Annotated in this window: 18 protein-coding genes; 9 read left to right on the top strand and 9 right to left on the bottom strand. The window is 68.1% G+C overall.

The window, feature by feature from the left end; all coding sequences use genetic code 11:
* Positions 1-28: 28 nt before the first annotated feature.
* A complete protein-coding gene (locus ASC66_RS12165) occupies positions 29-1,171 on the bottom strand; it encodes an alkaline phosphatase family protein (RefSeq protein ID WP_235496883.1) in 1,143 nt (380 codons plus the stop codon).
* Between the two features lie 66 nt (positions 1,172-1,237).
* Here ASC66_RS12165 and ASC66_RS12160 point away from each other — a divergent pair, with 66 nt between their 5' ends.
* Both ASC66_RS12160 and ASC66_RS12155 read left to right on the top strand, forming a co-directional pair.
* Entirely contained in the window at positions 1,238-3,721 is a 2,484-nt protein-coding gene (locus tag ASC66_RS12160) for a DNA gyrase/topoisomerase IV subunit A (protein WP_055839747.1), read from the top strand.
* Positions 3,722-3,959: 238 nt separating this feature from the next.
* Positions 3,960-4,961 carry a hypothetical protein gene (locus ASC66_RS12155; protein WP_055839744.1) on the top strand — a complete coding sequence of 334 codons (1,002 nt, stop codon included), beginning with the start codon at positions 3,960-3,962 and terminating at the stop codon, positions 4,959-4,961.
* Between the two features lie 157 nt (positions 4,962-5,118).
* Here ASC66_RS12155 and ASC66_RS12150 read toward each other — a convergent pair whose 3' ends face one another.
* Positions 5,119-7,203, bottom strand: a complete 2,085-nt coding sequence (locus ASC66_RS12150; protein ID WP_200944814.1) for a DNA gyrase/topoisomerase IV subunit B — start codon at positions 7,201-7,203, stop codon at positions 5,119-5,121.
* A gap of 174 nt (positions 7,204-7,377) precedes the next feature.
* Between ASC66_RS12150 and ASC66_RS12145 the strand changes: the two genes are divergently transcribed.
* Positions 7,378-7,614, top strand: a complete 237-nt coding sequence (locus tag ASC66_RS12145; protein ID WP_055840404.1) for a DUF7455 domain-containing protein — start codon at positions 7,378-7,380, stop codon at positions 7,612-7,614.
* Between the two features lie 22 nt (positions 7,615-7,636).
* On the opposite strand, the gene ASC66_RS12140 is transcribed toward ASC66_RS12145, so the two are convergent.
* From ASC66_RS12140 to ASC66_RS12120, 5 genes are all read right to left on the bottom strand, one after another.
* The gene (locus tag ASC66_RS12140) at positions 7,637-8,398 is read right to left on the bottom strand and encodes a type 1 glutamine amidotransferase (RefSeq protein WP_055839738.1); all 762 of its coding nucleotides are present in this window, start codon (positions 8,396-8,398) and stop codon (positions 7,637-7,639) included.
* Positions 8,395-9,669, bottom strand: a complete 1,275-nt coding sequence (locus tag ASC66_RS12135; protein WP_055839735.1) for a MurT ligase domain-containing protein — start codon at positions 9,667-9,669, stop codon at positions 8,395-8,397. The genes ASC66_RS12140 and ASC66_RS12135 overlap by 4 nt, the downstream gene beginning before the upstream one ends.
* A 4-nt stretch (positions 9,670-9,673) precedes the next feature.
* On the bottom strand, positions 9,674-10,996 hold the full coding sequence (locus tag ASC66_RS12130) for an RNA polymerase sigma factor (protein WP_055839733.1): 1,323 nt from the start codon (positions 10,994-10,996) through the stop codon (positions 9,674-9,676).
* A 228-nt stretch (positions 10,997-11,224) separates the two neighbouring features.
* Positions 11,225-12,556 (bottom strand): MFS transporter, encoded by a 1,332-nt coding sequence (locus ASC66_RS12125; protein WP_055839730.1) that lies wholly within the window; start codon positions 12,554-12,556, stop codon positions 11,225-11,227.
* 22 nt (positions 12,557-12,578) lie between these two features.
* Positions 12,579-13,508, bottom strand: coding sequence for a proteasome assembly chaperone family protein (locus ASC66_RS12120; protein WP_055839727.1), 930 nt, complete (start codon positions 13,506-13,508; stop codon positions 12,579-12,581).
* Positions 13,509-13,615: 107 nt separating this feature from the next.
* Between ASC66_RS12120 and ASC66_RS12115 the strand changes: the two genes are divergently transcribed.
* The 5 genes from ASC66_RS12115 (at position 13,616) to lipA (ending at position 19,935) form a co-directional block, all read left to right on the top strand.
* Positions 13,616-15,181: a leucyl aminopeptidase gene (locus ASC66_RS12115; protein WP_055839725.1), complete on the top strand. Its 1,566-nt coding sequence runs from the start codon at positions 13,616-13,618 to the stop codon at positions 15,179-15,181.
* Between the two features lie 159 nt (positions 15,182-15,340).
* Entirely contained in the window at positions 15,341-16,714 is a 1,374-nt protein-coding gene (lpdA, locus tag ASC66_RS12110; protein WP_055839722.1) for a dihydrolipoyl dehydrogenase, read from the top strand.
* Between the two features lie 62 nt (positions 16,715-16,776).
* Positions 16,777-18,213, top strand: a complete 1,437-nt coding sequence (gene sucB / locus ASC66_RS12105; RefSeq protein ID WP_055839719.1) for a 2-oxoglutarate dehydrogenase, E2 component, dihydrolipoamide succinyltransferase — start codon at positions 16,777-16,779, stop codon at positions 18,211-18,213.
* A 91-nt stretch (positions 18,214-18,304) separates the two neighbouring features.
* Positions 18,305-18,949, top strand: coding sequence for a lipoyl(octanoyl) transferase LipB (gene lipB, locus ASC66_RS12100; RefSeq protein WP_055839716.1), 645 nt, complete (start codon positions 18,305-18,307; stop codon positions 18,947-18,949).
* Positions 18,946-19,935 carry a lipoyl synthase gene (gene lipA, locus ASC66_RS12095; protein WP_055839713.1) on the top strand — a complete coding sequence of 330 codons (990 nt, stop codon included), beginning with the start codon at positions 18,946-18,948 and terminating at the stop codon, positions 19,933-19,935. Before lipB ends, lipA begins: the two co-directional genes overlap by 4 nt.
* A gap of 38 nt (positions 19,936-19,973) precedes the next feature.
* On the opposite strand, the gene ASC66_RS12090 is transcribed toward lipA, so the two are convergent.
* Positions 19,974-21,491 (bottom strand): serine/threonine-protein kinase, encoded by a 1,518-nt coding sequence (locus ASC66_RS12090; protein ID WP_055839710.1) that lies wholly within the window; start codon positions 21,489-21,491, stop codon positions 19,974-19,976.
* A 146-nt stretch (positions 21,492-21,637) separates the two neighbouring features.
* On the opposite strand from ASC66_RS12090, the gene ASC66_RS12085 reads away from it, so the two are divergent.
* Positions 21,638-22,345 (top strand): DUF4191 domain-containing protein, encoded by a 708-nt coding sequence (locus ASC66_RS12085; protein ID WP_055839707.1) that lies wholly within the window; start codon positions 21,638-21,640, stop codon positions 22,343-22,345.
* Between the two features lie 86 nt (positions 22,346-22,431).
* Here the strand turns inward: ASC66_RS12085 and ASC66_RS12080 are convergent, their stop codons facing one another.
* Positions 22,432-22,884, bottom strand: coding sequence for an RDD family protein (locus tag ASC66_RS12080; protein WP_055839704.1), 453 nt, complete (start codon positions 22,882-22,884; stop codon positions 22,432-22,434).
* Positions 22,885-22,987 lie beyond the last annotated feature (103 nt).

Genomic DNA, 22,987 nt, shown 5'->3' with positions numbered 1-22,987 from the left:
CGACCGCCCCTTTCTCGTTCCGCAGCGCTCAGCGCGAGAACGCCCCCAGCCGCAGGAGGGGGATGCGCATCTCCTCGTCGCTCAGCGAGCCGTGCTGGCCGACCATGCTGCGGCCCGCCATGGTGATGTCGCGCGAGTCGTAGTAGGCGACGAGCTTGCGTGCGGCCACAATCACGTCGCCGATACGGGGTACGGCCCGCTGGTCCACATCGCCGAAGATCCCGTCGGCGATCGCCTCGGCCCTGGTCGAGACCCAGACGCGATCGCCCTCGATGCTGCGCCAGCTCTCGGCGAGGTCGTCGGCGGCGGATGCCGGCAGTCCAGGTTCCAGGTAGAGCTGCAGGCAGCGCGGCTCGCCGCCGACGTGGCGCACGCCGGCGATGAGCTCCGGCACCGCGTCGTAGAGCACGTGCTTCTCCGGCGGGACGTCGACGATTCCGTGGTCGGCCGTCACCAGCACGCCGACCCCCTTCGGCAGCACCCGGGCGAAGTCGGAGACGGCGGCGTCGAGCTTCTCCAGCTCGCCCAGCCACTTGTCGGACTCCCAGCCCCTGGCGTGTGCGGCCATGTCGAGCTCGGCGACGTAGACGTAGATGATGGCGCGCTCCGTGCTCTCGATCACGCTTCGCGCGGCCGCGAAACGCTCCTCGAGCGTGTCGGCGCTCACGTACTCCGCTCCGCGCAGCACGGCGTCGGTGAGCCCGGAGGCCGCGTAGCGCGCGGTGCCGATCGCGAAGGCGGGCACCGCGGCATCCCGTGCCGTCTCAAAGATCGTGTGCTGCAACTGCCAGGTTTCCGGGCGCATCTGCGCATCCCAGCCCTTCAGCTGGTTGACGAGGCGGTCGTTGTCGGCGTCGAGCACCGAGTAGCCGACCATGCCGTGTCGGCCGGGCGCCACCCCGGTGGTGAGCGTGGCAATGGCGGAGGCGGTCGTCGAGGGGAAAACGCCCTCGATGACGTCGCTCTTGGCCAGGCGGGAAGCGAGGAAGCGGGCGTGGCCGGCGCGGCTGCGGAGGGCGGTGGCGCCGAGGCCGTCGACCAGCAGGACGACGGCGTGGGTGCTGTGCGGGAGGGCGAGGGCATTCGCCTCGCCGAGCACGCTCTGCAGCGAACTTTGCAGAACATCGGCAAGGCGAGGTCCACGGGAAATACGGGCGGGTAGCATGGGCATCGCGCCCAGTCTGACATAACGCCGGGCGGCACCTGCCCCCTGCCCCGGTACGACGAGAAATCACGGATGACGCGCAACAGCACCAACACACCCGGCACCGCCGGCGCAGACTTCACCGAACGCATCGAAGACGTCGATGTCGCCACCGAGATGCAGGGCTCGTTCCTCGAGTACGCCTACTCGGTGATCTACTCCCGCGCCCTGCCCGACGCGCGCGACGGCCTGAAGCCGGTACAGCGCCGCATCCTTTACCAGATGGCCGAGATGGGTCTGCGTCCGGACAAGGGCCACGTCAAGTCTGCCCGCGTCGTCGGCGAGGTGATGGGAAAGCTGCACCCGCACGGTGACACCGCGATCTACGACACGCTCGTGCGCATGGCGCAGGCGTTCACGTTGCGCGTGCCGCTGATCGACGGTCACGGCAACTTCGGCTCGCTGGATGACGGACCGGCAGCGTCGCGTTACACCGAGGCGCGCCTGGCCGCGCCCGCCCTGGCGATGACCGAGGGCCTCGACGAAGACGTCGTCGACTTCGTGCCGAACTACGACAACCAGTTCATGCAGCCCGATGTGCTGCCGGCCGCCTACCCGAACCTGCTCGTCAACGGCGCGAGCGGCATCGCGGTGGGCATGGCCACGAACATGGCGCCGCACAACCTCATCGAGGTCATCGGCGCTGCCCGCCACCTCCTCGCCCACCCGAATGCGACGCTCGACGAGCTGATGGAATTCGTGCCGGGCCCCGATCTCCCGACCGGCGGCACCATTGTCGGCCTCGCCGGCATCAAGGACGCCTATGCGACCGGGCGCGGCAGCTTCAAGACCCGCGCACGCGTCAGCGTCGAGTCGATCACCGCACGCAAGACCGGCCTCGTCGTCACCGAGCTCCCCTACCTCGTCGGGCCAGAGAAGGTCATCGAGAAGATCAAGGACGGCGTCAACTCCAAGAAGATCAGCGGCATCTCGGATGTCACCGACCTCACCGACCGCACCAATGGCCTGCGCCTGGTCATCGGCATCAAGACCGGATTCAGCCCGGAGGCCGTGCTGGAGCAGTTGTACAGGCTGACGCCGCTCGAAGACTCCTTCAACATCAATGCCGTCGCGCTCGTCGACGGCGGACCGCAGACCCTCGGCCTGCGCGAACTGCTGCTCGTCTACGTGAACCACCGCGTGCAGGTCGTCACTCGGCGTTCCGAGTACCGCCTCGCCCGGCGACGCGAGCGTCTGCACCTGGTCGAGGGCCTTCTCGTCGCGATCCTCGACATCGACGAGGTCATCCAGATCATTCGCGGCAGCGATGACACGGCGCAGGCGCGCACGCGCCTGATGGACATCTTCGACCTCAGCCTCATCCAGACCGACTACATCCTCGAGCTGCAGCTGCGCCGCCTGACCAAATTCTCGTTGATCGAGCTCGAGGCGGAAGCCAGCAAGCTGCGGGCCGAGATCGAGGAGCTCCTCGCGCTGCTTGCCAGCAAGCCGGCCATCAAGGCCCTCGTCTCGCACGAGCTCGCCGAGGTCGCCGAGCGCTTCGGCACCCCACGCCGCACGCTGCTCACCGACGCCAGGCCGAGCATCGCCGGGGCCGCGGCCAAGCGTGCCGCCGCGATCCTCGAGGTCGCCGACGTGCCGTGCCGGGTGTTCCTCAGCACCACGGGCCGCATCGCCAGGGTCGACCTGCCGGTCGGCGAGGAGGGGCAGGCCACGATCACTCCCCCGGCCCGCCGCAGCAAGCACGACGCCATCCGCAGCAGTCTCGACACGACGAGCCGCGCCGAGATCGGCGCCGTCACGAGCCTCGGTCGCCTGATCCGCTTCACCCCGGTCGACCTGCCGATGCTGCCGCCGACCTCGGTGCAGCTGGCCGCCGGCGTCAAGATCGGCGACTACCTCTCGCTGCCCAATAGGGACGAGAAGGTGCTCGCGATCGTGTCGCTCGAGTCGGACCGTTCGATCGCGCTCGGCACCAAGCAGGGCATTGTGAAGCGGGTCGCCGTCGGTGCGTACCCGAACAAGCCCGACTTCGAGATCATCGGTCTGAAGCCGAAGGACGAGGTCGTCGGCGCCGTGCAGGGCGGGGAGGAGGACGAGCTCGTGTTCGTCACCTCCGACGCGCAGCTGTTGCGTTTCGCCGCGGCATCCGTGCGCCCGCAGGGTTGCCCGGCCGGCGGTATGGCCGGCATCAACCTCGGCAGCGACACCCACGCGATCTCGTTCACGAGCATCGCGCCGGATGCCGTTGACGAGGCGGTCGTCGTCACGATCGCTGCCGGAAACCAGACTCTGCTCGGCATCGATCCGGGCAGCGCGAAGGTCAGCGACTTCAGCGAGTTCCCCGCGAAGGGACGCGCCACCGGCGGCGTGCGCGCCCAGCGCTTCCTGAAGGGCGAGGACGAGCTCACGCTCGGCTGGATCGGCTCSCCGCCGGCCCTCGCCGTCGGACCGGACGGTTCGGTGCGCGCCCTGCCGGACGGCGGCTCCAAGCGTGACGCCTCCGGCACCCCGCTCGACTCGGTGATCGGCGCGGTCGGCCGCCAGATCGGCTAGCCCCCGGCATCCGCCCGCCGCACCGCCCCCTGCGCCACTTCCTGAGCCCTGCGCCCCATCATGTGGCGCTGGGCTCAGCAACTGGCGCAGCGCGTTACCGGGGGCGGTGCGCCCACGCGGCACCCAGCGGGTCGACGCCATTCTCGACACTGTTGTGCACAGGCGACTCAGGATGCCGCCCTCTCCACAAGCCGCAATCGGACTCTCGGCCGGCGCCCACCCCGAGGAGAATCCCGGTATGCGCGATTCTCTTCCCAGCGCGGCCGACGGACTTCACCTCAGCCGCGATGCCGAGGCCAACGGCCTGCATGCACGCTTCGTCGCGGCGCGGCATGCCGGGCAACTCCTGCCGCTACGCCGCGGTGTGTACGCATCGCGCGAGCAGGCGGCCGCGATGACCGCGGTCGATCGCTACCGGGCCACGGTGCTCGCGGCCGGGCATCAGCGCCGGCAGCCCGTGTTCGCCGGGTTCTCGGCGGCCGTGCTCTGGGGGCTGCCGGTCGTGCGGCCGATCCCCGCCGAGGTGTATCTGTTGGCGGCCGGCGCGTCGGGGCGGCGCCGCAACGGTGTCGTCGAGTTCGCTCGACGCGACGGCATTCAGCTCGATGAGCACAACGGGCTCGCGCTCACTTCACTGCCGGACACACTGATCGATGTCGCCCGCACGATGCCGATGATGACAGCGATGGTGATGGTGGATGCCGCGCTCCACCGCGCGCGCTTCAGCGGCGTACCACAGTGGTGCACAGAGGAGGAGCTGATCGCCGTGTACGCACGGCGGTTGCCCTTTCCCGGCAGCGCCAGAGTACTCGCCGTTCTCCAACGGTGCACGACGCTTGTCGAGAGTGTGCTCGAGACCGTCAGCCGCATGCACGCCGAGCAGCTGGGGTTTCCGGAGCCGGTTCTGCAGTACCCGGTGGTGCTGCCGCGGAGCGGGCGGACCGTGAACTTGGATCTCGCGTGGCCGAAGTACGGCGTCTGGGGCGAGGCCGACGGTGATGGCAAGTATCTGGGCAACGCGCTGAGCACCGGGGATACCCGCACGGTTGCCCAGATCGTGCTGGCGGAGAAACGGCGCGAGAACGAGGTGCGGGCCGTCACGGGCTGGAACTGTGGCCGCTGGGATTGGGACGAGGGCACGCGACTGCCGCTCCTGCGCGCCATACTTCTCGAGGCAGGACTGCCGATCACCCGTCGGCCCCAGCTCCGCCCCCAGAACGGGCCGCAACGGCGCCGCTGACCGCAGTGACAGCCCCGCGAGCGGCGTCACACGGCGGCGCACTGCCCGCTCTGCGCCAGTTGCTGAGCCCAGCGCCACATGATGTGGCTCTGGGCTCAGCAAGTGGCGCGGAGCCACCGCAAGTGGCAGAGCGGCCGCCGCGGGCGGCGCCGACGCGCTAGACGTCGATGCGGTCGCGTGAGAGCGTGTCGGAGCTCTCGACGATGAACTCCTTGCGCGGGGCGACCTCGTTGCCCATGAGCAGTTCGAAGACGCGGCCGGCGTTCTCGGCATCGCTGAGGTTCATGCGGCGGAGCGTGCGGTGGCGACGGTCCATCGTCGTTGTCGCGAGCTGGTCGGCGTCCATCTCGCCGAGGCCCTTGTAACGCTGGATCGGGTCTTGGTAGCGCTTGTTCTGCTTCTTCAGCCCGGCGAGAACGCCCTGCAACTCCGCCTCGGAGTAGGTGTAGATCGTCTCGTTCGGCTTGGAGCCCGGGTTCATCACGATGACCCGGTGCAGCGGGGGCACGGCCGCGAAGACGCGCCCCTCCTCGATCATCGGGCGCATGTAGCGGAAGAACAAAGTGAGCAGCAGCGTGCGGATGTGCGCGCCGTCGACATCGGCGTCGCTCATGATGATGACCTTGCCGTAGCGGGCCGTCGAGATGTCGAAGCTGCGGCCGGAGCCGGCGCCGATCACCTGGATGATCGATGCGCACTCGGCGTTGCTCAGCATGTCGGAGACACTGGCCTTCTGCACGTTGAGGATCTTGCCGCGGATCGGCAACAACGCCTGGTGCTCGCTGTCGCGGGCGACCTTCGCGGTCCCGAGGGCTGAATCGCCCTCGACGATGAACAGCTCGCTGTTGGCAACGTCGTTGGAGCGGCAGTCCGCGAGCTTGGCAGGCAGCGACGAGCTCTCAAGCGCATTCTTGCGGCGCTGCGTCTCTTTGTGGGCCCGTGCGGAGATGCGCGACTTCATCTCGGCGACGACCTTGTCGAGCAGCAGTGCCGACTGCGCCTTGTCGTCGCGCTTGGGCGACGAGAACCGCGCGGCCATGCTCTTCGCGACGACGTTCGCGACGATGCTGCGCACGGCCGGCGTGCCGAGCACCTCCTTCGTCTGACCCTCGAACTGCGGTTCGGGCAGGCGCACCGTGATGACCGCGGTGAGGCCGGCCATCACGTCGTCCTTCTCGAGCTTGTCGCTGCCGACCTTGAGCCTGCGCGCGTTCAACTCCACCTGTTGGCGCAGGAACTTGAGCAGCCCCTGGTCGAAGCCGAGCTGGTGCGAGCCGCCCTTGGGGGTCGCGATGATGTTGACGAAGCTCTTGACGACGGTGTCGTAGCCGGTCCCCCAGCGCAGGGCGATGTCGACGACGCAGTCTCGCTGCAGCTCGGTCGGCAGCATGGCGCCGTGCTCGTTCAGCACGGGAACGGTCTCGGTGAAGTGCCCTGTGCCGCTCAGCCGCCAGGTCTCGGTGAGCGCGGCATCCGTCGCAAGGTGCTCGACGAACTCCGAGATGCCCCCCTCGAACTGGAACGAGGTCGTGTGGGTCTCCGGGCCGGTCTCGTCGATGATGTCGAGTGCCAGGCCGGGCACCAGGAACGCGGTCTGGCGGGCGCGGCCGAGCAGATCCTCGACCTGGAAGCCGGCGCCCTTGGTGAAGATCTGGCGGTCCGCCCAGTAGCGCACGCGTGTGCCGGTGACACCCTTCGCCGTCTTGCCGACCACGCGCAGTTCGCTCTTCTTCTCGAAGGGGGTGAACGGGGCGTCCGGACTGGGGTTCTTCGGGTCGGCATCGGCGAAGATGCCGGGTTCGCCGCGGTGGAACGACATCGCCCAGGTCTTGCCGCCGCGGTCGACCTCGACGTCGAGGCGTTCCGAGAGGGCGTTGACGACCGAGGCACCGACGCCGTGCAGGCCACCGGATGCCGCATAGGAGCCGCCGCCGAACTTGCCGCCGGCGTGCAGCTTGGTGAAGACGACCTCGACGCCGCTCAGGCCCGTCTTGGGCTCGATGTCCACGGGGATGCCGCGAGCCTTGTCGCGCACCTCGACGCTGCCGTCGGCGTGCAGAACGATGGCGATCTCCGTGCCGTGCCCGGCGAGGGCCTCGTCGACGGAGTTGTCGATGACCTCCCAGAGGCAGTGCATGAGGCCGCGCGAGTCGGTGGAGCCGATGTACATGCCCGGGCGCTTGCGCACGGCCTCGAGGCCCTCGAGGACGGAGAGATGGCGGGCGGAATAGTCAGAACTCACGAGGTCCAATCCTAGTAATCACGGGGCGTTCCCCCGGGATCGAAACACTGCGCAATGCCGTTAGGTCACGACTTGGGCGTCAAAGCCTACGCGGTGAGCGAAATAGCACGCGAAAGAGGCATAGTTCAAGGCCTCTCGTGTTTACATTGAATATCAGCAATGGAGGAGGAGCCCATGTCACAGATCACCAGCCCGAACAGTGCGGTCGACGAGCTCGAAACCCCACACCAGCTCACGGCGCTTGACCGATGCGATGCATGTGGCGCTCAGGCGTACATCCGCGTGGTCGTCAGCAGCGGCGAGCTGTTGTTCTGCGCTCACCACGGTCGCAAGCACCAGGAGAAGCTCTCGGCGCTCGCACACAGCTGGCACGATGAGTCGAGCCGCCTTCTGGACGACAAGAAGAGCTGAGCCGACTAGAGCTGAGCCAGCCCTACTCGCTCTCGAGCCCGAGCCGCACCGCAATCTGATTGCGTGCGGCTCGTGCTATTTCGTCGACGGATGCCGCGCGCTCCCCGCGAATGTACTCCGCGCCCGCGCGTCGGAACATGCGGGTGAGCAGCTCATCGGCGAGCGACGGGTTCTTCGCCAGCACCGGACCGTGCAGATGGGTGCCGAAGACGTCGCCCATGACGACGCCCTCCTGGCTGGAGCCCTGGCCGTTGCCGCTGCCGGAGAGCACCCGACCGAGCGGAGACGCCTCGGCGTGGTTGTAGTCACGGGCGTGGTTCTCGAAGCCGACCAGACGGCCGAACTTCGTCTTCACCACGAGATCATCGGTGACGCGCACGTCGCGCGGAATCGCTCGCCCGGGCAGGATCCCGATGCCCTCGATGGACTGCACGGGGGTGCCGGCTGTGCCGGCGAGCTCGATCCCATGGCTGAGCAGCTCCCAGCCGGTGCCGATCGCAAGCATCGGCACGCCCTCCGTGCCCCAACGCCGCAGCTCATCGATCAGCGTGCGCAGCTTGTCGCGCGCTGCGACGAGGTCGGTGTCTGAGCCGGATCCGATCACGACGGCGTCGATGTGGTCCGGCAGCTCGGCCGCATCCTCGATGGCGACGACGCGGGCGGTGGCACCGGCCCATTCGGCGCGGCGCGCGAGCACGCGGGCGTTCTCGGCGTCGCCGTTGCTGTTCAGCAGGCTCGGGAACAGGGTGACAATGGTGAGATTGCTTGGCTGAGTGGCGCTCATTCGGGTGCCTCCACGGCGCTCAGCCCGAGGTGCGCACGGGTGCGCCGCATCGAGTCGGCGGAAAAAATGACCGTTTTGACGCCCCGCGACGGATCCGGCAAGGCCAGGAACTCGTCGACGGCCGCGCCGAGATCGTGCACGATGCGGCCGATCTCAACATTGTCGTAGCTGAGCTGCAAGGCGAGCTCATCGGCTTTGGAACCGGAGACGATGTCGACGTGCCCGAGACCGGAGGTGTCGACCGGCCAGAAGTAGCTGGGGTCGCGCACATCGGAGCCGAGCGCGAACAGGATCTGCTCGGTGGCCGGGTCGAGGTGATCGATGTTCAGCTGGAAGCTGGCCGGGTTCTGCACGAGCACGAACTCGACCGTCTTGCCGCGCACCTGCAGCGTCTCTCCGCGGCCGAACACCGGCGGAATCGACCCGATGGTCGAGACGGCGATCGCCGGGTCGAAACGGCTTCCGAGCACGGCGCGGGCGCCGGCCAGCGCTGCGGCCGCGTCGACCGCGTAGTGCGTTCCGCGGGCGGGTAGCCGCACGGTCGTGAGCGGTCCACCGTCGATGGTGACCTCGCTGGAGCGGCCCGAGACCGAGCGCACGAGCACGCCTGCCTCGGACGGCATCCGACGCTCGGTCATGGATGCGAGGCCCAGGCCGCGCGGGTTCTGCTCGAGAACGTCGACGCTCACGCCGAAGCGCGGAGTGTCGACGGTGCCGTGCAGCCGCGAGACGAGCTGTTCAAGGAACGCGTCGTCGGCGTTGATCACAACGGCCTGGCTGGCACGCAGCGCGATCTTCTCCAGCATCGCTGCGACCATCTCGGAGTCATGGAAACGGTCGATCTGGTCGACCATCACATTGGTGAGCACGACGACGCGCGGCTTCAGCGCATCGGCGATGAGGGCGCCGTGGCCCTCGTCCATCTCGAGCACAGCGATGTCGCCCGCGATGCGTCCGCCCAGGCTGGCCTCCTCGAGGAGTGCCGAGGTCAGGCCCTGGGTGATGTTCGCGGTCGACGGGTTGGTGAAGACCTTCTTGCCGTGGCCACGGAGGGCAGCGACGAGCATCTTCGTCGTGGTCGACTTGCCGCTGGAGCCCGAGACGATGACGAGCCCCTCCGGGAAGGAGTTGAGCGTCGTGGTCAGAAAGCCGGGCGCGATCTTGTTGACGACGAGCCCGGGGATGGCCGAACCTCCGCCCGGCTTGCGCAGGCGCGCAAGCAGGCGGACACCGCGACCGATGAGGATCGCGGGGGCGTAGCGGATTCCCACCGGCCTACTCGAGGTAGTCGCGCAGCGACTGCGAGCGGCTCGGGTGGCGAAGCTTTGCCATCGTCTTCGACTCGATCTGGCGGATGCGCTCGCGGGTGACCCCGAAGGTGTCGCCGATCTGGTYGAGGGTCTTCGGCATGCCGTCGCCCAGGCCGAAGCGCATGCGGATAACGCCGGCCTCACGCTCGGAGAGCGAGTCGAGCAGCGACTCGAGCTGCTTCTGCAGCATCGTGAAGCCGACGGCGTCCGCCGGAACGACAGCCTCGGTGTCCTCGATCAAGTCACCGAATTCGCTGTCGCCGTCTTCACCGAGTGGGGTGTGCAACGAGATCGGCTCGCGGCCGTACTTCTGCACCTCGACGACCTTCTCCGGCGTCATGTCGAGTTCGCGGCTGAGCTCTTCCGGCGTTGGTTCGCGGCCGAGGTCCTGCAGCATCTGGCGCTGGACGCGGGCGAGCTTGTTGATGACCTCGACCATGTGCACGGGGATGCGGATCGTGCGGGCCTGGTCGGCCATGGCGCGGGTGATCGCCTGACGGATCCACCAGGTGGCGTAGGTGGAGAACTTGAAGCCCTTGGTGTAGTCGAACTTCTCGACGGCACGGATGAGGCCCAGGTTTCCCTCCTGGATCAGGTCGAGGAACTGCATTCCGCGGCCGGTGTAACGCTTGGCCAGCGAGACGACGAGGCGGAGGTTCGCGCCGAGCAGGTGGCTCTTGGCACGGGCGCCGTCCTTGGCGACCCACTGCAGCTCGCGGCCGAGCTGCGACTTCTTCTCAGCGTCGCTCATGTGCGAGAGCTTGTCTTCGGCGAAGAGGCCGGCCTCGATGCGCATGGCCAGCTCGACTTCTTCGGCCGCGTTCAGAAGCGCGACCTTGCCGATCTGCTTCAGGTAGTCCTTGACCGGGTCGGCCGTCGCGCCGGTGATGGCGCTGGAGTAGACGGGAACCTCGTCCTCGTCGTCGACCATGGAGAGCACGAGCGCGCCGGTCGGCAGCGGCTCCGTGACGACGGCGCGCTTGGGCTTGCCGTCCTCGTCCTCCTCGTCGGCGTCGTCGGCTGCGGCATCGGGGGCTTCGACAACGGCCTCATCGACGACGACAACCTCGCCGGGCTCTTCCTCGTCGCCCTCTGCGGCGGCCGCGGTGGTCTTCTTGGTTGCTGCGCGCTTGCGCGGCGCGGCCTTCTCGGTTGCCGGCTTCGCGGCGGCGGCACCGGCGGCCTTGCGGACGGGAGCCTTCTTGGCCGCAGGCGCCTTGGCGGCAGGGGCAACAGCCTCAGCAGCGGTGTCTTCGCTCGCTTCGGGCTTTGTGGATCGGGTTGCCATTCGAGCACCTCTCAGACGGGCGAGCGGCGGGCCTTCCCATCGCAGGAAGTGAGCCGCTCGTCGACGTTCCACTCGCGACAAAGCCGCAAATGGACATTACGAGGACCCATGTCAAGTCTCAGTCCGTTTCCTGCGCGCGAGCACAGGAAACCCAAGTCAAGAACGGGTCCGCTCTCGATTATTGCACGAATTCCGAGGGCCGGATGCCGCACGGGCTCCGGCGCCGCGTCATTCGCCTCGGTGGCGGCGCATGCGCCTGGAGAGTGCAACCCAAATGGGGGCCACCTCTATTCCCTCTTCGTGCTTCATCTGGCGGCGCGTGCGGCGCCGCGCGTGCAGCAGCATCACCACTCCAAAACCGATCACGATGTACTGCACGAGAAAGGCCAGTCGGAACGAATCATAGGCGTAGAGGTCGCTCGGCTCGCCCGCCGCGACCCGCGCGTGATCGAGCACGTCGAGGATCGCGCCGACGAGGAAGATCATCACGAAGCTGGCGACGAAGCCGCCCATGTTCACGATGCCGTTCGCCGAACCGAGGCTGCGCATCGGATTGAATGTGCGGGCGAAGTCGAGCCCGATCAGCGAGCCGGGCCCGCCGACGCCCATCACGACGACGAGCAGCACGATCAGCCAGAGCGGCGGCTGCTCCGGCCAGAGCAGCACCGCGCTCCAGACCAGGCCGATCACGTACACGATGCCGAGCACGAGGCTGCTGCGGCGTAGCGGGAACCGTGCGGTGAGCAGTCCGAGGATGGGCCCGGCCACCATGCCGGAGCCGACGAGCAGCAGGATCATCAGCGCCGCCGTCTGCGAGCTCAGCCCGACGCCGAACACGAGGAACGGGATTCCCCAGAACATCGTGAACACGGTGCCGGAGGATTGCGAGACGAAGTGCGACCAGAATCCGAGCTGGGTCCCGGGGCGCTTCATGGCGGCGCGCAGATGGTGCATGGCCGTGCGCAGCGAACCGGTGTGCCGCCCATCCGGCGCGTCGCGCGGGCGGTCACGCAGGCAGAGGATGCCGAGGAACAGCGCAAGCGCCGACGCGGATGCCGCCGCAACGAACGCGGGGGTCCAGCCGAAGTAGAGCAGAGCCCAGGCGAACGGCACGGCAGAGAGCACCTGCCCGAGCTGGCCGATGTTGCCGACCCACTGCGAGAGCTGCGGGACGATCGCCCCGCTGAACCAGGAGCTGATCAGGCGGATCAACGAGATGAAGATCGCGGCGTCGCCGGCTCCGACGAGCACACGGCCGATCACGGCGACCGTGATGCTCGGAGAGAACGCGACGACGATCTGCCCAATGCCCATGAGCGCCGTGCCGACGAGCATGAGCGCACGCGGGCCGAACCGGTCGATCAGCACACCGACGGGGATCTGCAGGCTCGCGTAGACGACGAGCTGGAGCACCGCCAGCATCGAGAGCGCGGCAGCAGAGCTGTCGAAACGTTCGGATGCCGCAACGCCGGCGACTCCGAGGGAGGTTCGCTGCAGCACAGCGACGAGATAGAGGAAGGCGCCGATCCCGAATATCAGCCAGGCACGACGAGAATTCACTCACCGAGCCTAACCGCCACGGTCACGGAGTCAGCGGGGGCTCACCGTCGTTGCGACGTTTGAACGCCAAGAACTTCTCGAGTTCCGCCGCGATCTCGTCGGCCGTCGGCAGCTCGCCGTCCTCATCCGTCAGCGGTGAGCGCAGTGTCGTGCCGGCCATATAGCTGTCGTGGCGCTCCTCGAGCGTGCCGACCAGCTTGGCCAGCTCGCCGTTCTCCGCCACCTGCGCATCGATCTTGGAGACGAACTCGCGGTTGGCCTCGCGCAGTCGGTCGGTCGGGAAGATGAGTCCCGTCGCCGCGCTGACGCTCTCCAGCGCCGAAATGGCGGCGGCCGGGTACTCGGTGTCGGCGAGATAGTGCGGGATGAGCAGGATGAAGCCGACGGTCGGACTCCCCTGCTCGGTGAGCCGGTACTCGACCAGGTGCAGCGCGTTGGCCGGGACCTGGGTGTGCGGACGCCACACCGACATGGCCGAGGTCAGCTCATCCCGATTGCCGCTGACGGTCACGCCGATGGCGCGGGTGTGCGGAACAGGCATCGGGATGGAGTGGACCCAGGTGGTCCCTGCAACCCCGAAGCGCTCGACGAGGTCGAGCAGTGCGTGGCTGAACTGCTCCCAGCGGAAATCGGGTTCGAAGCCGGCGAGCATGAGGAACGGCTGGCCCAGCTCGTCGCGCGCCAGGTGCACCCGCAGCGCCGGCGGCTGGTAGTCCGTGAGGTGGTCCTCGTCGAAGTAGATGATGGGGCGCCTGGAACGGTAGTCCAGCAGGAGATCCGCATCGAACTCCGCGACAACGACGTGGTTCATGGTGCCGAGCAGGTACTCGGTGAACTGACCGACCGCCCCGCCGGCGTCGGCGAAGCCCGTGAGCCCGGCGACGAGGTGAAGCCCCTCCGGCACGCTCGCGGCATCCGGCGTCAATCGATACAGTTCACTCGCGTCACGCATACCCTCATGCTATTCGCGTCGGCTGTCGCGGGCACGGCGAGGCGGCCATGCCGTGAGCGAACACGCTATTCCCGGTGCAACGCGCGGCACGCAACTAACATCGAGACATGACCTTCTCTTCGCTCGCCGTTTCGTCTGCCCCCGCCACAAGCTCCGAGGCCGATGTCCTGCTGCTCGCCGCTGTCACCGTTGACGGCGCGGCCTTCATGCGGGCCACGGCCGAATTCGCCGAGCTCGACGAGCAGCTCGCGGCGCTGGGCTTCACCGGCGCCTCGGAGCAGCTCGTGCGCATCCCGGCCACCGTCGGTTCCGCACGCAGCATCGCGATCGTCGGCCTCGGCAAGACGGTGTCGACGGAGAGCCTCCGCTCCGCAACCGCTTCGGCCGTTCGCCGCCTCGTCGGCATCGACAGCGTCGCCGTGGCCATCCCCGTGGCGGACTCGGCCGAGGCCGCAGCCGTGCTCGAGGGAGCGACGATCGGCAGCTACTCGTACACCGAGTACCGCCAGAGCACGCTCGAGCGCACCAAGACCCCCGCAGAGCAGATCACGGTGCACCTGGAGCAGCACGCAGCGGTCTCCGAGCCGGTAGACGAGGACGAGGTCGACGACGCCCCGGCGCCGCTCGAGCTCGACACGGACGCTCTGCTCGCCCGCGCCGCCGCGGTTGGCGAGGCCTTCGCACTCGTCAAGGACCTCGTCAACGCCCCGCCGTCCGACCTGTTCCCCGCCAGTTTCGCCGACCGCGCCGTCGCCGCGGCGGCCGAACTGCCCGTCGAGCTGGAGATCTGGGACGAGGCCGAACTCGCGGCGGACGGCTTCGGCGGCATCCTCGGTGTCGGACAGGGTTCCTCCCGCCCGCCCCGCCTGGTCAAGGTGAGCTACTCCCCCGCTGTACCCGATGGACAGGACGCCGTGAAGCACCTCGCCCTCGTCGGCAAGGGCATCACCTTCGACACCGGCGGAATCTCGTTGAAGCCGGGAGCGTCGATGGTCGGCATGAAGTACGACATGACGGGAGCGGCCACCGTGCTCGCCGTCACGCTCGCCGCCGCGCAGCTCGCGCTGCCCGTGCGCGTGACCGCGTGGCTCTGCCTGGCCGAGAACATGCCGTCGGGCACGGCGACACGCCCGAACGACGTGCTGCGCATTCGCGGAGGACAGACCGTCGAGGTGCTGAACACGGATGCTGAGGGGCGGCTCGTCCTGGCCGACGGCCTCGTCGCGGCATCCGAGGAGCAGCCGGATGCGATCGTCGACGTCGCCACCCTGACCGGAGCCCAGATCGTGGCCCTCGGCAGCCGCTACACCGCGGTGATGGGCGACGACTCGCTGCTCGCGCGTGTGCTGCGGGCCGCGGAGAACGCCGACGAGAAGCTGTGGCCGATGCCGTTGCCCGAGGAGCTGCGGGCGACCATCGACTCGGATGTCGCCGACATCGCCAACGCCAAGATCGGCAACCCGGCCGGCGGAATGCTGCTCGCCGGCGTGTTCCTGCAGGAGTTCGTCGGCAAGCGTGCCGACGGCGAGACCCCGATTCCGTGGGCCCACCTCGACATCGCTGGGCCATCGCACAACGAGGGCGCAGCGTACGGCGCGACCGGAGCCGGCCCGACCGGCGTGACCGTGCGCACCCTGCTCACGCTGGCCGAGGAGTTTTCCCGCCCCGAATGAAACATGGCCGGCCCGAATGAAGCAGGGGCCGCCCATAGCAGTGGCCAGCCCATAGTAGGGTTGTATGGGCAAGAATTGCTTGCCCACACGCCTGCTCGTGGGTCACAAATCCGCGGAGCAGAACAGGCCGATCGACCTGATGCACAAGGGAGTTACTGAGTGTCCGAGCAGAATTTTGACATTGTCGTCCTCGGTGGAGGAAGCGGCGGCTACGCGGCCGCATTGCGAGCGGTACAGCTCGGCTTCACCGTTGCCTTGATTGAGAAGGACAAGCTCGGCGGCACCTGCCTCCACCGCGGCTGCGTCCCGACGAAGGCGCTCCTGCACACCGCAGAAGTTGCCGACGTTGCCCGCGACGCCGCCAAGTACGGTGTGAACGCGACTCTCAACGGCATCGACATGACGGCTGTCAACGCCCACCGTGACGGCATCGTCACGAGCAAGTGGAAGGGTCTGCAGGGCCTCATCAAGGCGCGCGGCATCACCGTGATCGAGGGTGAGGGTCGTCTCGCCTCCCCGACGAGCGTCCAGGTCGGCGCCGACACGATCGTCGGCAAGCACGTCATCCTCGCCACCGGCTCCTACTCGCGCTCGCTGCCCGGCCTCGAGCTCGGCGGTCGCGTGATCACGAGCGAGCAGGCACTGCTGCTCGACTACATCCCGAAGAAGGTCGCCGTGCTCGGCGGCGGCGTCATCGGCGTCGAGTTCGCCAGCGTGTGGAAGTCCTTCGGCGCCGACGTCACGATCATTGAGGCGCTTCCGCACCTCGTGCCGAACGAGGAAGAGTCCATCTCCAAGCAGCTCGAGCGCGCGTTCCGCAAGCGCGGCATCGAGTACTCGCTCGGCGTGCGCTTCCAGAGCGTCGCCCAGAACGAGTCCGGCGTCGTCGTGACCCTCGAAGATGGCAAGACCATCGAAGCAGAGCTGCTGCTCGTCGCCGTCGGTCGTGGCCCGGCCACCGCCGGCCTCGGCTTCGAGGAACAGGGCATCACCATGGACCGCGGCTTCGTCATCACGAACGAGCGCCTCGCCACCAACGTTCCCGGCGTCTACGCGATCGGCGACATCGTCCCCGGCCTGCAGCTCGCGCACCGCAGCTTCCAGCAGGGCATCTTCGTCGCGGAAGAGATCGCGGGCCTGAACCCGATCATCGTCGAAGACGTCAACATCCCGAAGATCACGTACTGCGACCCCGAGGTCGCCTCCGTCGGTTACACCGAGGCCAAGGCCGCGGAGAAGTTCGGTGCGGACCAGATCAGCAGCTACGACTACAACCTCGGCGGCAACGCCAAGAGCTCGATCCTCGGCACCGCCGGATCGGTGAAGGTCGTCCGCGTCAACGACGGCCCCGTCGTCGGCGTGCACATGATCGGCGCGCGCGTCGGCGAGCTCATCGGTGAGGCCCAGCTGGCCGTCAACTGGGAGGCTTACCCGGAGGACATCGCACCGCTGATCCACGCGCACCCCACCCAGAACGAGGCCATGGGCGAGGCATTCCTCTACCTGGCCGGCAAGCCGCTGCACGCCCTTTAGGCCGCGCGCACTCACGACTGCAATAAGCTCAGAATGAATAACGCTTTGAAGGAGACAATCGCATGAGCGAATCCGTCAGCCTCCCGGCACTCGGTGAGAGTGTCACAGAGGGTACGGTCACCCGTTGGTTGAAGAACGTGGGCGACCGCGTCGAGGTCGATGAGCCGCTGCTCGAGGTCTCGACCGACAAGGTCGACACCGAGATCCCGTCGCCGATCGCCGGTGTGATCGAGGCGATCCTCGTCCAGGAGGACGAGACCGTCGAGGTCGGCACCGCGCTCGTCACCATCGGTGATGGCTCGGCCGCCGCTGCGCCGGAGGCACCTGCCGCTGAGGCGCCTGCCGCCGAGGCACCTGCGGCTCCCGAGCCCGTCGCGGCTCCCGAGCCGGCCGCTGCTCCGGCACCTGCTGCCGCTCCGGCACCTGCTGCCGCTCCGGCACCTGCTGCCGCACCCGCACCGGCTGCACCGGCACCTGCTGCCGCCCCGGCTCCGGCTGCCCCGGCACCCGCGCCCGCCGCTGCACCTGCACCCGCCGCAGCTCCGGCACCCGCACCCGCCGCTCCCCCCGCTGCCCAGGCTCCCGCCGCGGCATCCGGATCGCACGCATCCACCAGCGGATACGTGACCCCGATCGTTCGCAAGCTCGCCAACGAGCAGGGCGTCGACCTCAGCACGCTCACCGGCACCGGTGTCGGCGGCCGCATCCGCAAGCAGGATGTGCTCTCCGCCCAGGCTCCGGCAGGCTCCGCGCCTGCGGCAGCTCCCGTGGTCGAGGTCTCCCCGCTGCGTGGCACAGTTCAGCCGATGTCGCGTCTGCGCAAGGTTGTTGCAGAGCGCGCCGTCATCTCGATGCAGTCGACGGCTCAGCTCACGACCGTCGTCGAGGTCGACGTGACCCGCGTCGCCATGCTGCGCGACAAGGTCAAGGCCGAGTTCCTCGCCAAGACGGGCAACAAGCTCTCGTTCATGCCGTTCTTCGCACTGGCCGCCGTCGAGGCGCTCAAGGCCTACCCGGTGATCAACGCGACCGTTGACGGCGACTCGATCGTCTACCCGGACCACGAGAACCTCAGCATCGCCGTCGACACCGAGCGCGGTCTGCTCACCCCCGTCGTGCGTGATGCAAGCTCGCTGAACATCGCCGAGCTGGCAGCCCAGATCGCTGATCTGGCCGGCCGCACCCGCGAGAACAAGCTCAAGCCGGACGAGCTGGCGGGTGGCACGTTCACGCTGACCAACACGGGTTCGCGCGGCGCGCTGTTCGACACCCCGCTGGTGTTCCTCCCCCAGGTCGCCATCCTCGGCACCGGAATCGTGGCCAAGAAGCCCGTCGTCGTCAGCGACAACGGCATCGACGCCATCTCGATCCGCTCCACGGTGTTCCTGGCGCTCTCCTACGACCACCGCATCGTCGATGGCGCAGACGCGGCCCGCTTCCTCACCACGGTGAAGGCGCGCCTCGAGGGTGCAGCATTCGAAGGACAGCTGGGACTCTAGTCGTCCGACAAACGCCAACCGGCCCCGCTCCTGATTCTCAGGGGCGGGGCCGGTTTCGTTCGCCGCTCGGTGCTCCCCCTAGACTGACCGAATGCTCGACTTTGTCGTCGCGGGGCTAAGCGCCAACTCCGTGCCGTATCTCGAGGGCCTTGCCCTTCAGCGCGCCGTCCATCAGTCCGTCGTCTCCTGTGATCGCCCGGATACCGTGATCTTTCTTGAGCACGATCCCGTTTACACCGCAGGCAAACGCACCCTCCCCGAGGAACGCCCGATCGGAGACGTCGCAGTCGTCGACGTCGATCGGGGCGGCAAGATCACCTGGCATGGCCCTGGCCAGCTCGTGGTCTATCCGATTCTTCATCTCCCTGACCCCATCGACGTCGTCGGCTATGTGCGCACGCTCGAGAGCATCCTGCTCGAGGTTCTGCACGATCTCGGCGTCGCGGCGCACCGCGTCGACGGGCGCTCCGGCGTCTGGTTCACCGAGGGCGGTCGATGCGACAAGCTCGCAGCCATCGGAATCCGCGTGGCAGAGGGGGTGACGATGCACGGCCTCGCGCTCAACTGCAGCAACTCGCTCGAGGCCTACGACCACATCGTCGCCTGCGGCATCGCTGATGCCGGCGTCACCACGGTGAGTGCCGTGCTCGGCCGCACGGTCTCCCCGGAAGAACTGGTCGAGCCCATGCAAGCAGCTCTCCTCCGGGCCTTCGCCCGCGAGCAGGTGCTCCTGTGAACGCGGCTCCCGACGGGCGCAAGATGTTGCGCCTCGAGGTGCGCAACGCCCAGACACCGATCGAGCGCAAGCCGGACTGGATCAAGACCCGGGCGAAGATGGGCCCGGAGTACACCCAGCTGCAGGCCCTCGTGAAGAGCGAGGACCTGCACACGGTGTGCCAGGAGGCAGGCTGCCCCAACATCTACGAGTGCTGGGAAGACCGGGAGGCGACGTTCCTCATCGGCGGCGCCCAGTGCACCAGAAGATGCGACTTCTGCCAGATCGACACCGGCAAGCCGGCTGACTACGACATCGATGAGCCGCGTCGCGTCGCCGAGTCGGTGCTCAGGATGCAGCTGCGCTACGCGACCGTGACCGGTGTAGCCCGTGACGACCTCCCCGACGAGGGATCGTGGCTCTACGCGGAGACGATTCGCGAGATTCACCGGCAGGCCCCCGGGACCGGCGTGGAGATTCTGGTTCCGGACTTCTCGGGCAACCCCGAGTATCTGGGTGAGGTCTTCTCCGCCCGGCCCGAGGTGTTCGCGCACAATGTCGAGACCGTGCCGCGCATCTTCAAGCGCATTCGGCCGGCGTTCACCTATGAACGGTCACTCGACGTGATCTCGCAGGGCCGCGCTGCGGGGCTCATCACCAAGTCGAATCTGATTCTCGGCATGGGCGAGGATCGCGCCGAGGTGTCTCAGGCCCTGAGAGACCTGTACGCGGCGGGAACCGACATCATCACGATCACGCAGTACCTCCGCCCGAGCGCGCGCCACCTGCCCGTTGCGCGCTGGGTGAAGCCGGAGGAGTTCGTTGAACTCAACCAGGAGGCGGGCGAGATCGGCTTCCTGGGCGTGCTCTCCGGGCCGCTGGTGCGTTCGTCGTACCGCGCCGGGCGCCTGTGGGCCCAGTCGATGCGGGCAACGGGCCGCGCGATACCTGCCGAACTGCAACACCTCGCCGACGCCTCGCTCGGATTCGCGCAGGCCGTCTCCTAGCGACGGGCACCGCGCGGGACTCCAGTAATCGACGAGCCCTAGTAATCGAAGATCTCCCTGAGTCGCCATCCGGCCTCGCTCCTGATCAACAGGAGTGAGGCCGGTTTCGTCTCCTCGCCCTGCTGCTCTGCCGACAGCAGGGCCGCACCACCGTTCTGCTCGATGAGCATGATGCTCGCGAGGTCGTAGGCGGCCGGCAGTTCGGCCGTCCCGCTCTGCTGGGCACGACGGATGCCGGCGGCATCCGCATCGGCGATCGGGCTGCCGAGGTCGTCGACCTCGTCGAGGCAGAGCAGCGATGACTCCCGGAAGCAGCCTTCCCGAAGCGGGAGCAGAAGGGTTGCCGCCTGCACCGGATCAGCCCCCTGTACCGGGTCAGCCCCCTCTGCCTCGGAGGGCACCGGGTCGACCGGCGCAGTCTGCTCCGCCGTGTTCTGGCTCGGCGGGGGTTCCGGTGGCGCCGCCTGGCTCCGCGGCCCGCCGGGCGGAAGCACGGTGATCGCGAGCACGAACAGGGCAGCAGCCAGCGCGCCGGCGACGATGATCGGTCGTCGATGGCGTCGGATCCGCGCGCCGAGCGCAGCTCGGAGTGCTGTGATGCTGTGGCCGCCGAGCGACTCCGCCGTGGCGTCGCCCAGCGCCGAGCTGAGCGCCTCGGGCACGCCCCAGCGCCTCCACGCGGATGGCGGCCGTTCTGGCTCGTCCGCGGTCTGCGCCGTTGCGCCGGGTCTGGTGGTCTCGACGCGGGCCGGTGGGCCGCCATCGGAGGCATCACCCGGCATTCGCACCGCCAGTGCGCGGGCGAGAGTGAAGAGGCGCCGCTCCAGCTCCTGCGCGAGCGGCAGGAAGGGGTGGGCGCTCAGACGGGCGTCGAGCCAGTCGAGCAGATCCTCGAGTTCGTGCGGTGCGACGCTGTCACGATCGATCACCGCGCACAGCTCGTGAACCAGCGCACCGAGCGCCTGGTACTCGGCACGGAGTGCCTGCGTGCGCTCGGCGCCCTCCCCCAGCGGTCGTGCGCTCGCCCAGCGGGTGAGACGCGCCCGGCCGCCGGCATCGAAACGCACCGTGGCGGCGCCGAGTGCTCCGTGGCTCAGGCCGGCCGCGTGCAGCCTGGCGATGGCGACGGTCAGCGGGGCCAGAATCGTCACGACCTCGCCCGCCCGAAGCTGGGCGCGCCGGGAGAGCAATTCGGCCAGGGTCGGGCCGTCATCCCGTTCCATCACCAGACAGAGCCGCCGATCCGGCAGGCTCACGACATCGTGGAGCGCAGCCGAGACCCCGCTCGGGAGCGTGGTGAGCACGGCGATCTCACGGTCGATGCGTTCAGCAGCGGTGTCGGCGTGGAAGACGCGCAGCGCCACCGTCTCACCGTCGGAGGCCGCATGCCCGAGGTAGACGGCCGCGCTCCGCCCGACGGCGAGGCGGCGCACGACCCGGTACCCGGCGATGACGGTGAGTGCGTCATCGCCGCGGCGTGCCTCGCGCGGCGCGACCGCTCCGAATGCAGGATCGAGCTCCGGACCGTCTCGCTGTGCTCGTCTCTGTCGCTTCACAGCGCCAGCCTGCACCCGGTTGAGCGCGCCCGCGCGAGCGGGTTTCGCCCTGTGCACAAGCCGCGGAGGCGGCGTGGCTGTGCACAACACACGGGACGTCACGAGACGGTCATCACAGGGCTCGCGGACTCGGTATTCTAGAGAGCATGGCACGCAGCTCGGAGAAGTCTTCCACCCCCAAGCAACCTGGTCGCTTCAAGCAGATGTGGCAGGTCTTCCAAATGACCCGCCGCTACGACTCCAGCGCGCAGTGGCTCATGCTTCTCGGGTTCCTCGCCCCGATCATCGTCGGTGTCGCGCTCGGCATCTGGCTCGGCGCAGGCAACGGCTTCACCATCGCGCTCTGGATCGTCGCCGGTGTACTCGCCGGTGTCCTGATCGCGCTGATCATCCTCGGCCGCCTGGCCGAGAAGGCCGCCTACTCGCAGATCGAGGGCCAGCCTGGCGCTGTCGGTGCGGTGCTGCGCAGCTCGCTGCGCCGCGGTTGGATCGGCAGTGAGATGCCCGTCGCCGTCAACGGCAAGACGCAGGATGCCGTCTACCGCGCTGTGGGCCGCGGCGGCGTCGTGCTGATCGCCGAGGGCGCCGCATCGCGCACCGGCCGGATGCTCGACGACGAGAAGCGCAAGATCGTGCGCATCCTCCCGAACGTTCCCGTCACCTTCGTGCACGTCGGTCGCGAAGACGGCGATGTGCCGCTGCACAAGCTGCCGCGCAGCCTGTCTGGCATCAAGAACACCCTCTCCAAGGCCGAGGTGCTCGCGGTGAACAACCGCCTGAGCTCGCTCGGAACGCAGCTGCCCATCCCGAAGGGCATCGACCCCTTCAAGGTTCGTCCGCAGCGCGGCCGCTAGGACCCAGCCGGTCGACACAGACAATTCGATGACGGATGCCGCAGAGCGCGGCATCCGTCTCGTCGTTAACGGTCCGGCTTCAGGCGCTAGGCGCGGATCAAAACAGTTCCGGCGACCTTGTCGTGGAAGCCGCGCTGGTCTGAATCCCAGACGAGCGCCGGGAGGACGACGACGAGCAGCAGGGTGCGCACCAGCGCACGCCAGAGCGGAACACGCGCTCCGTCCAGGGTGATCAGGCGCATACCGCAGATGCGGTGCCCGATGCTGCCGCCCATCGTCGCAATCGTGAGGATCTGCAGGAGCGCGAAGACACACATCGTCGCGAAGGAGTACGCAAGCGATTCATAGGGCGCGATGAGGAGTGAGATGCCCATCGCGATGGCCCAGTCGATCGCGATACCGCCGATGCGACGCCCCGCCCGTGCGACGGAGTGGGCGCCCTCATTGGGCAGACCCAGTCGCTCACCCGGCCAGCGGCTCGGCGGAAGCTCGCCGAAAGTGCGGCGGGCGGAGTTGCGGGAGGAGGAAGAGGCAGACATCCTGATCAGTCTATCGAGAGGTGGCATCTGTAACATGTTCGAAACATTCGCGTCACCCGCGGGAAATTCTCCGGCCATACTCTCGGGGAAGGTTGCGCGGAGC

Origin of the sequence: Leifsonia sp. Root4 (genome assembly GCF_001425085.1) — a bacterium.
Lineage (GTDB): Bacteria > Actinomycetota > Actinomycetes > Actinomycetales > Microbacteriaceae > Microterricola.
Note: the sequence above shows the minus strand (reverse complement) of the source record. Positions and strands in the feature narration are given on the sequence as shown.

What these genes read in the sequence shown, in the direction of transcription:
- ASC66_RS12165 (WP_235496883.1), bottom strand. Translation starts at nt 1,171, where the DNA reads ATGCCCATGCTACCCGCCCGTATTTCCCGTGGACCTCGCCTTGCCGAT.
- ASC66_RS12155 (WP_055839744.1), top strand. Translation starts at nt 3,960, where the DNA reads ATGCGCGATTCTCTTCCCAGCGCGGCCGACGGACTTCACCTCAGCCGC.
- ASC66_RS12145 (WP_055840404.1), top strand. Translation starts at nt 7,378, where the DNA reads ATGTCACAGATCACCAGCCCGAACAGTGCGGTCGACGAGCTCGAAACC.
- ASC66_RS12140 (WP_055839738.1), bottom strand. Translation starts at nt 8,398, where the DNA reads ATGAGCGCCACTCAGCCAAGCAATCTCACCATTGTCACCCTGTTCCCG.
- ASC66_RS12120 (WP_055839727.1), bottom strand. Translation starts at nt 13,508, where the DNA reads ATGCGTGACGCGAGTGAACTGTATCGATTGACGCCGGATGCCGCGAGC.
- ASC66_RS12115 (WP_055839725.1), top strand. Translation starts at nt 13,616, where the DNA reads ATGACCTTCTCTTCGCTCGCCGTTTCGTCTGCCCCCGCCACAAGCTCC.
- sucB (WP_055839719.1), top strand. Translation starts at nt 16,777, where the DNA reads ATGAGCGAATCCGTCAGCCTCCCGGCACTCGGTGAGAGTGTCACAGAG.
- lipB (WP_055839716.1), top strand. Translation starts at nt 18,305, where the DNA reads ATGCTCGACTTTGTCGTCGCGGGGCTAAGCGCCAACTCCGTGCCGTAT.
- ASC66_RS12085 (WP_055839707.1), top strand. Translation starts at nt 21,638, where the DNA reads ATGGCACGCAGCTCGGAGAAGTCTTCCACCCCCAAGCAACCTGGTCGC.
- ASC66_RS12080 (WP_055839704.1), bottom strand. Translation starts at nt 22,884, where the DNA reads ATGTCTGCCTCTTCCTCCTCCCGCAACTCCGCCCGCCGCACTTTCGGC.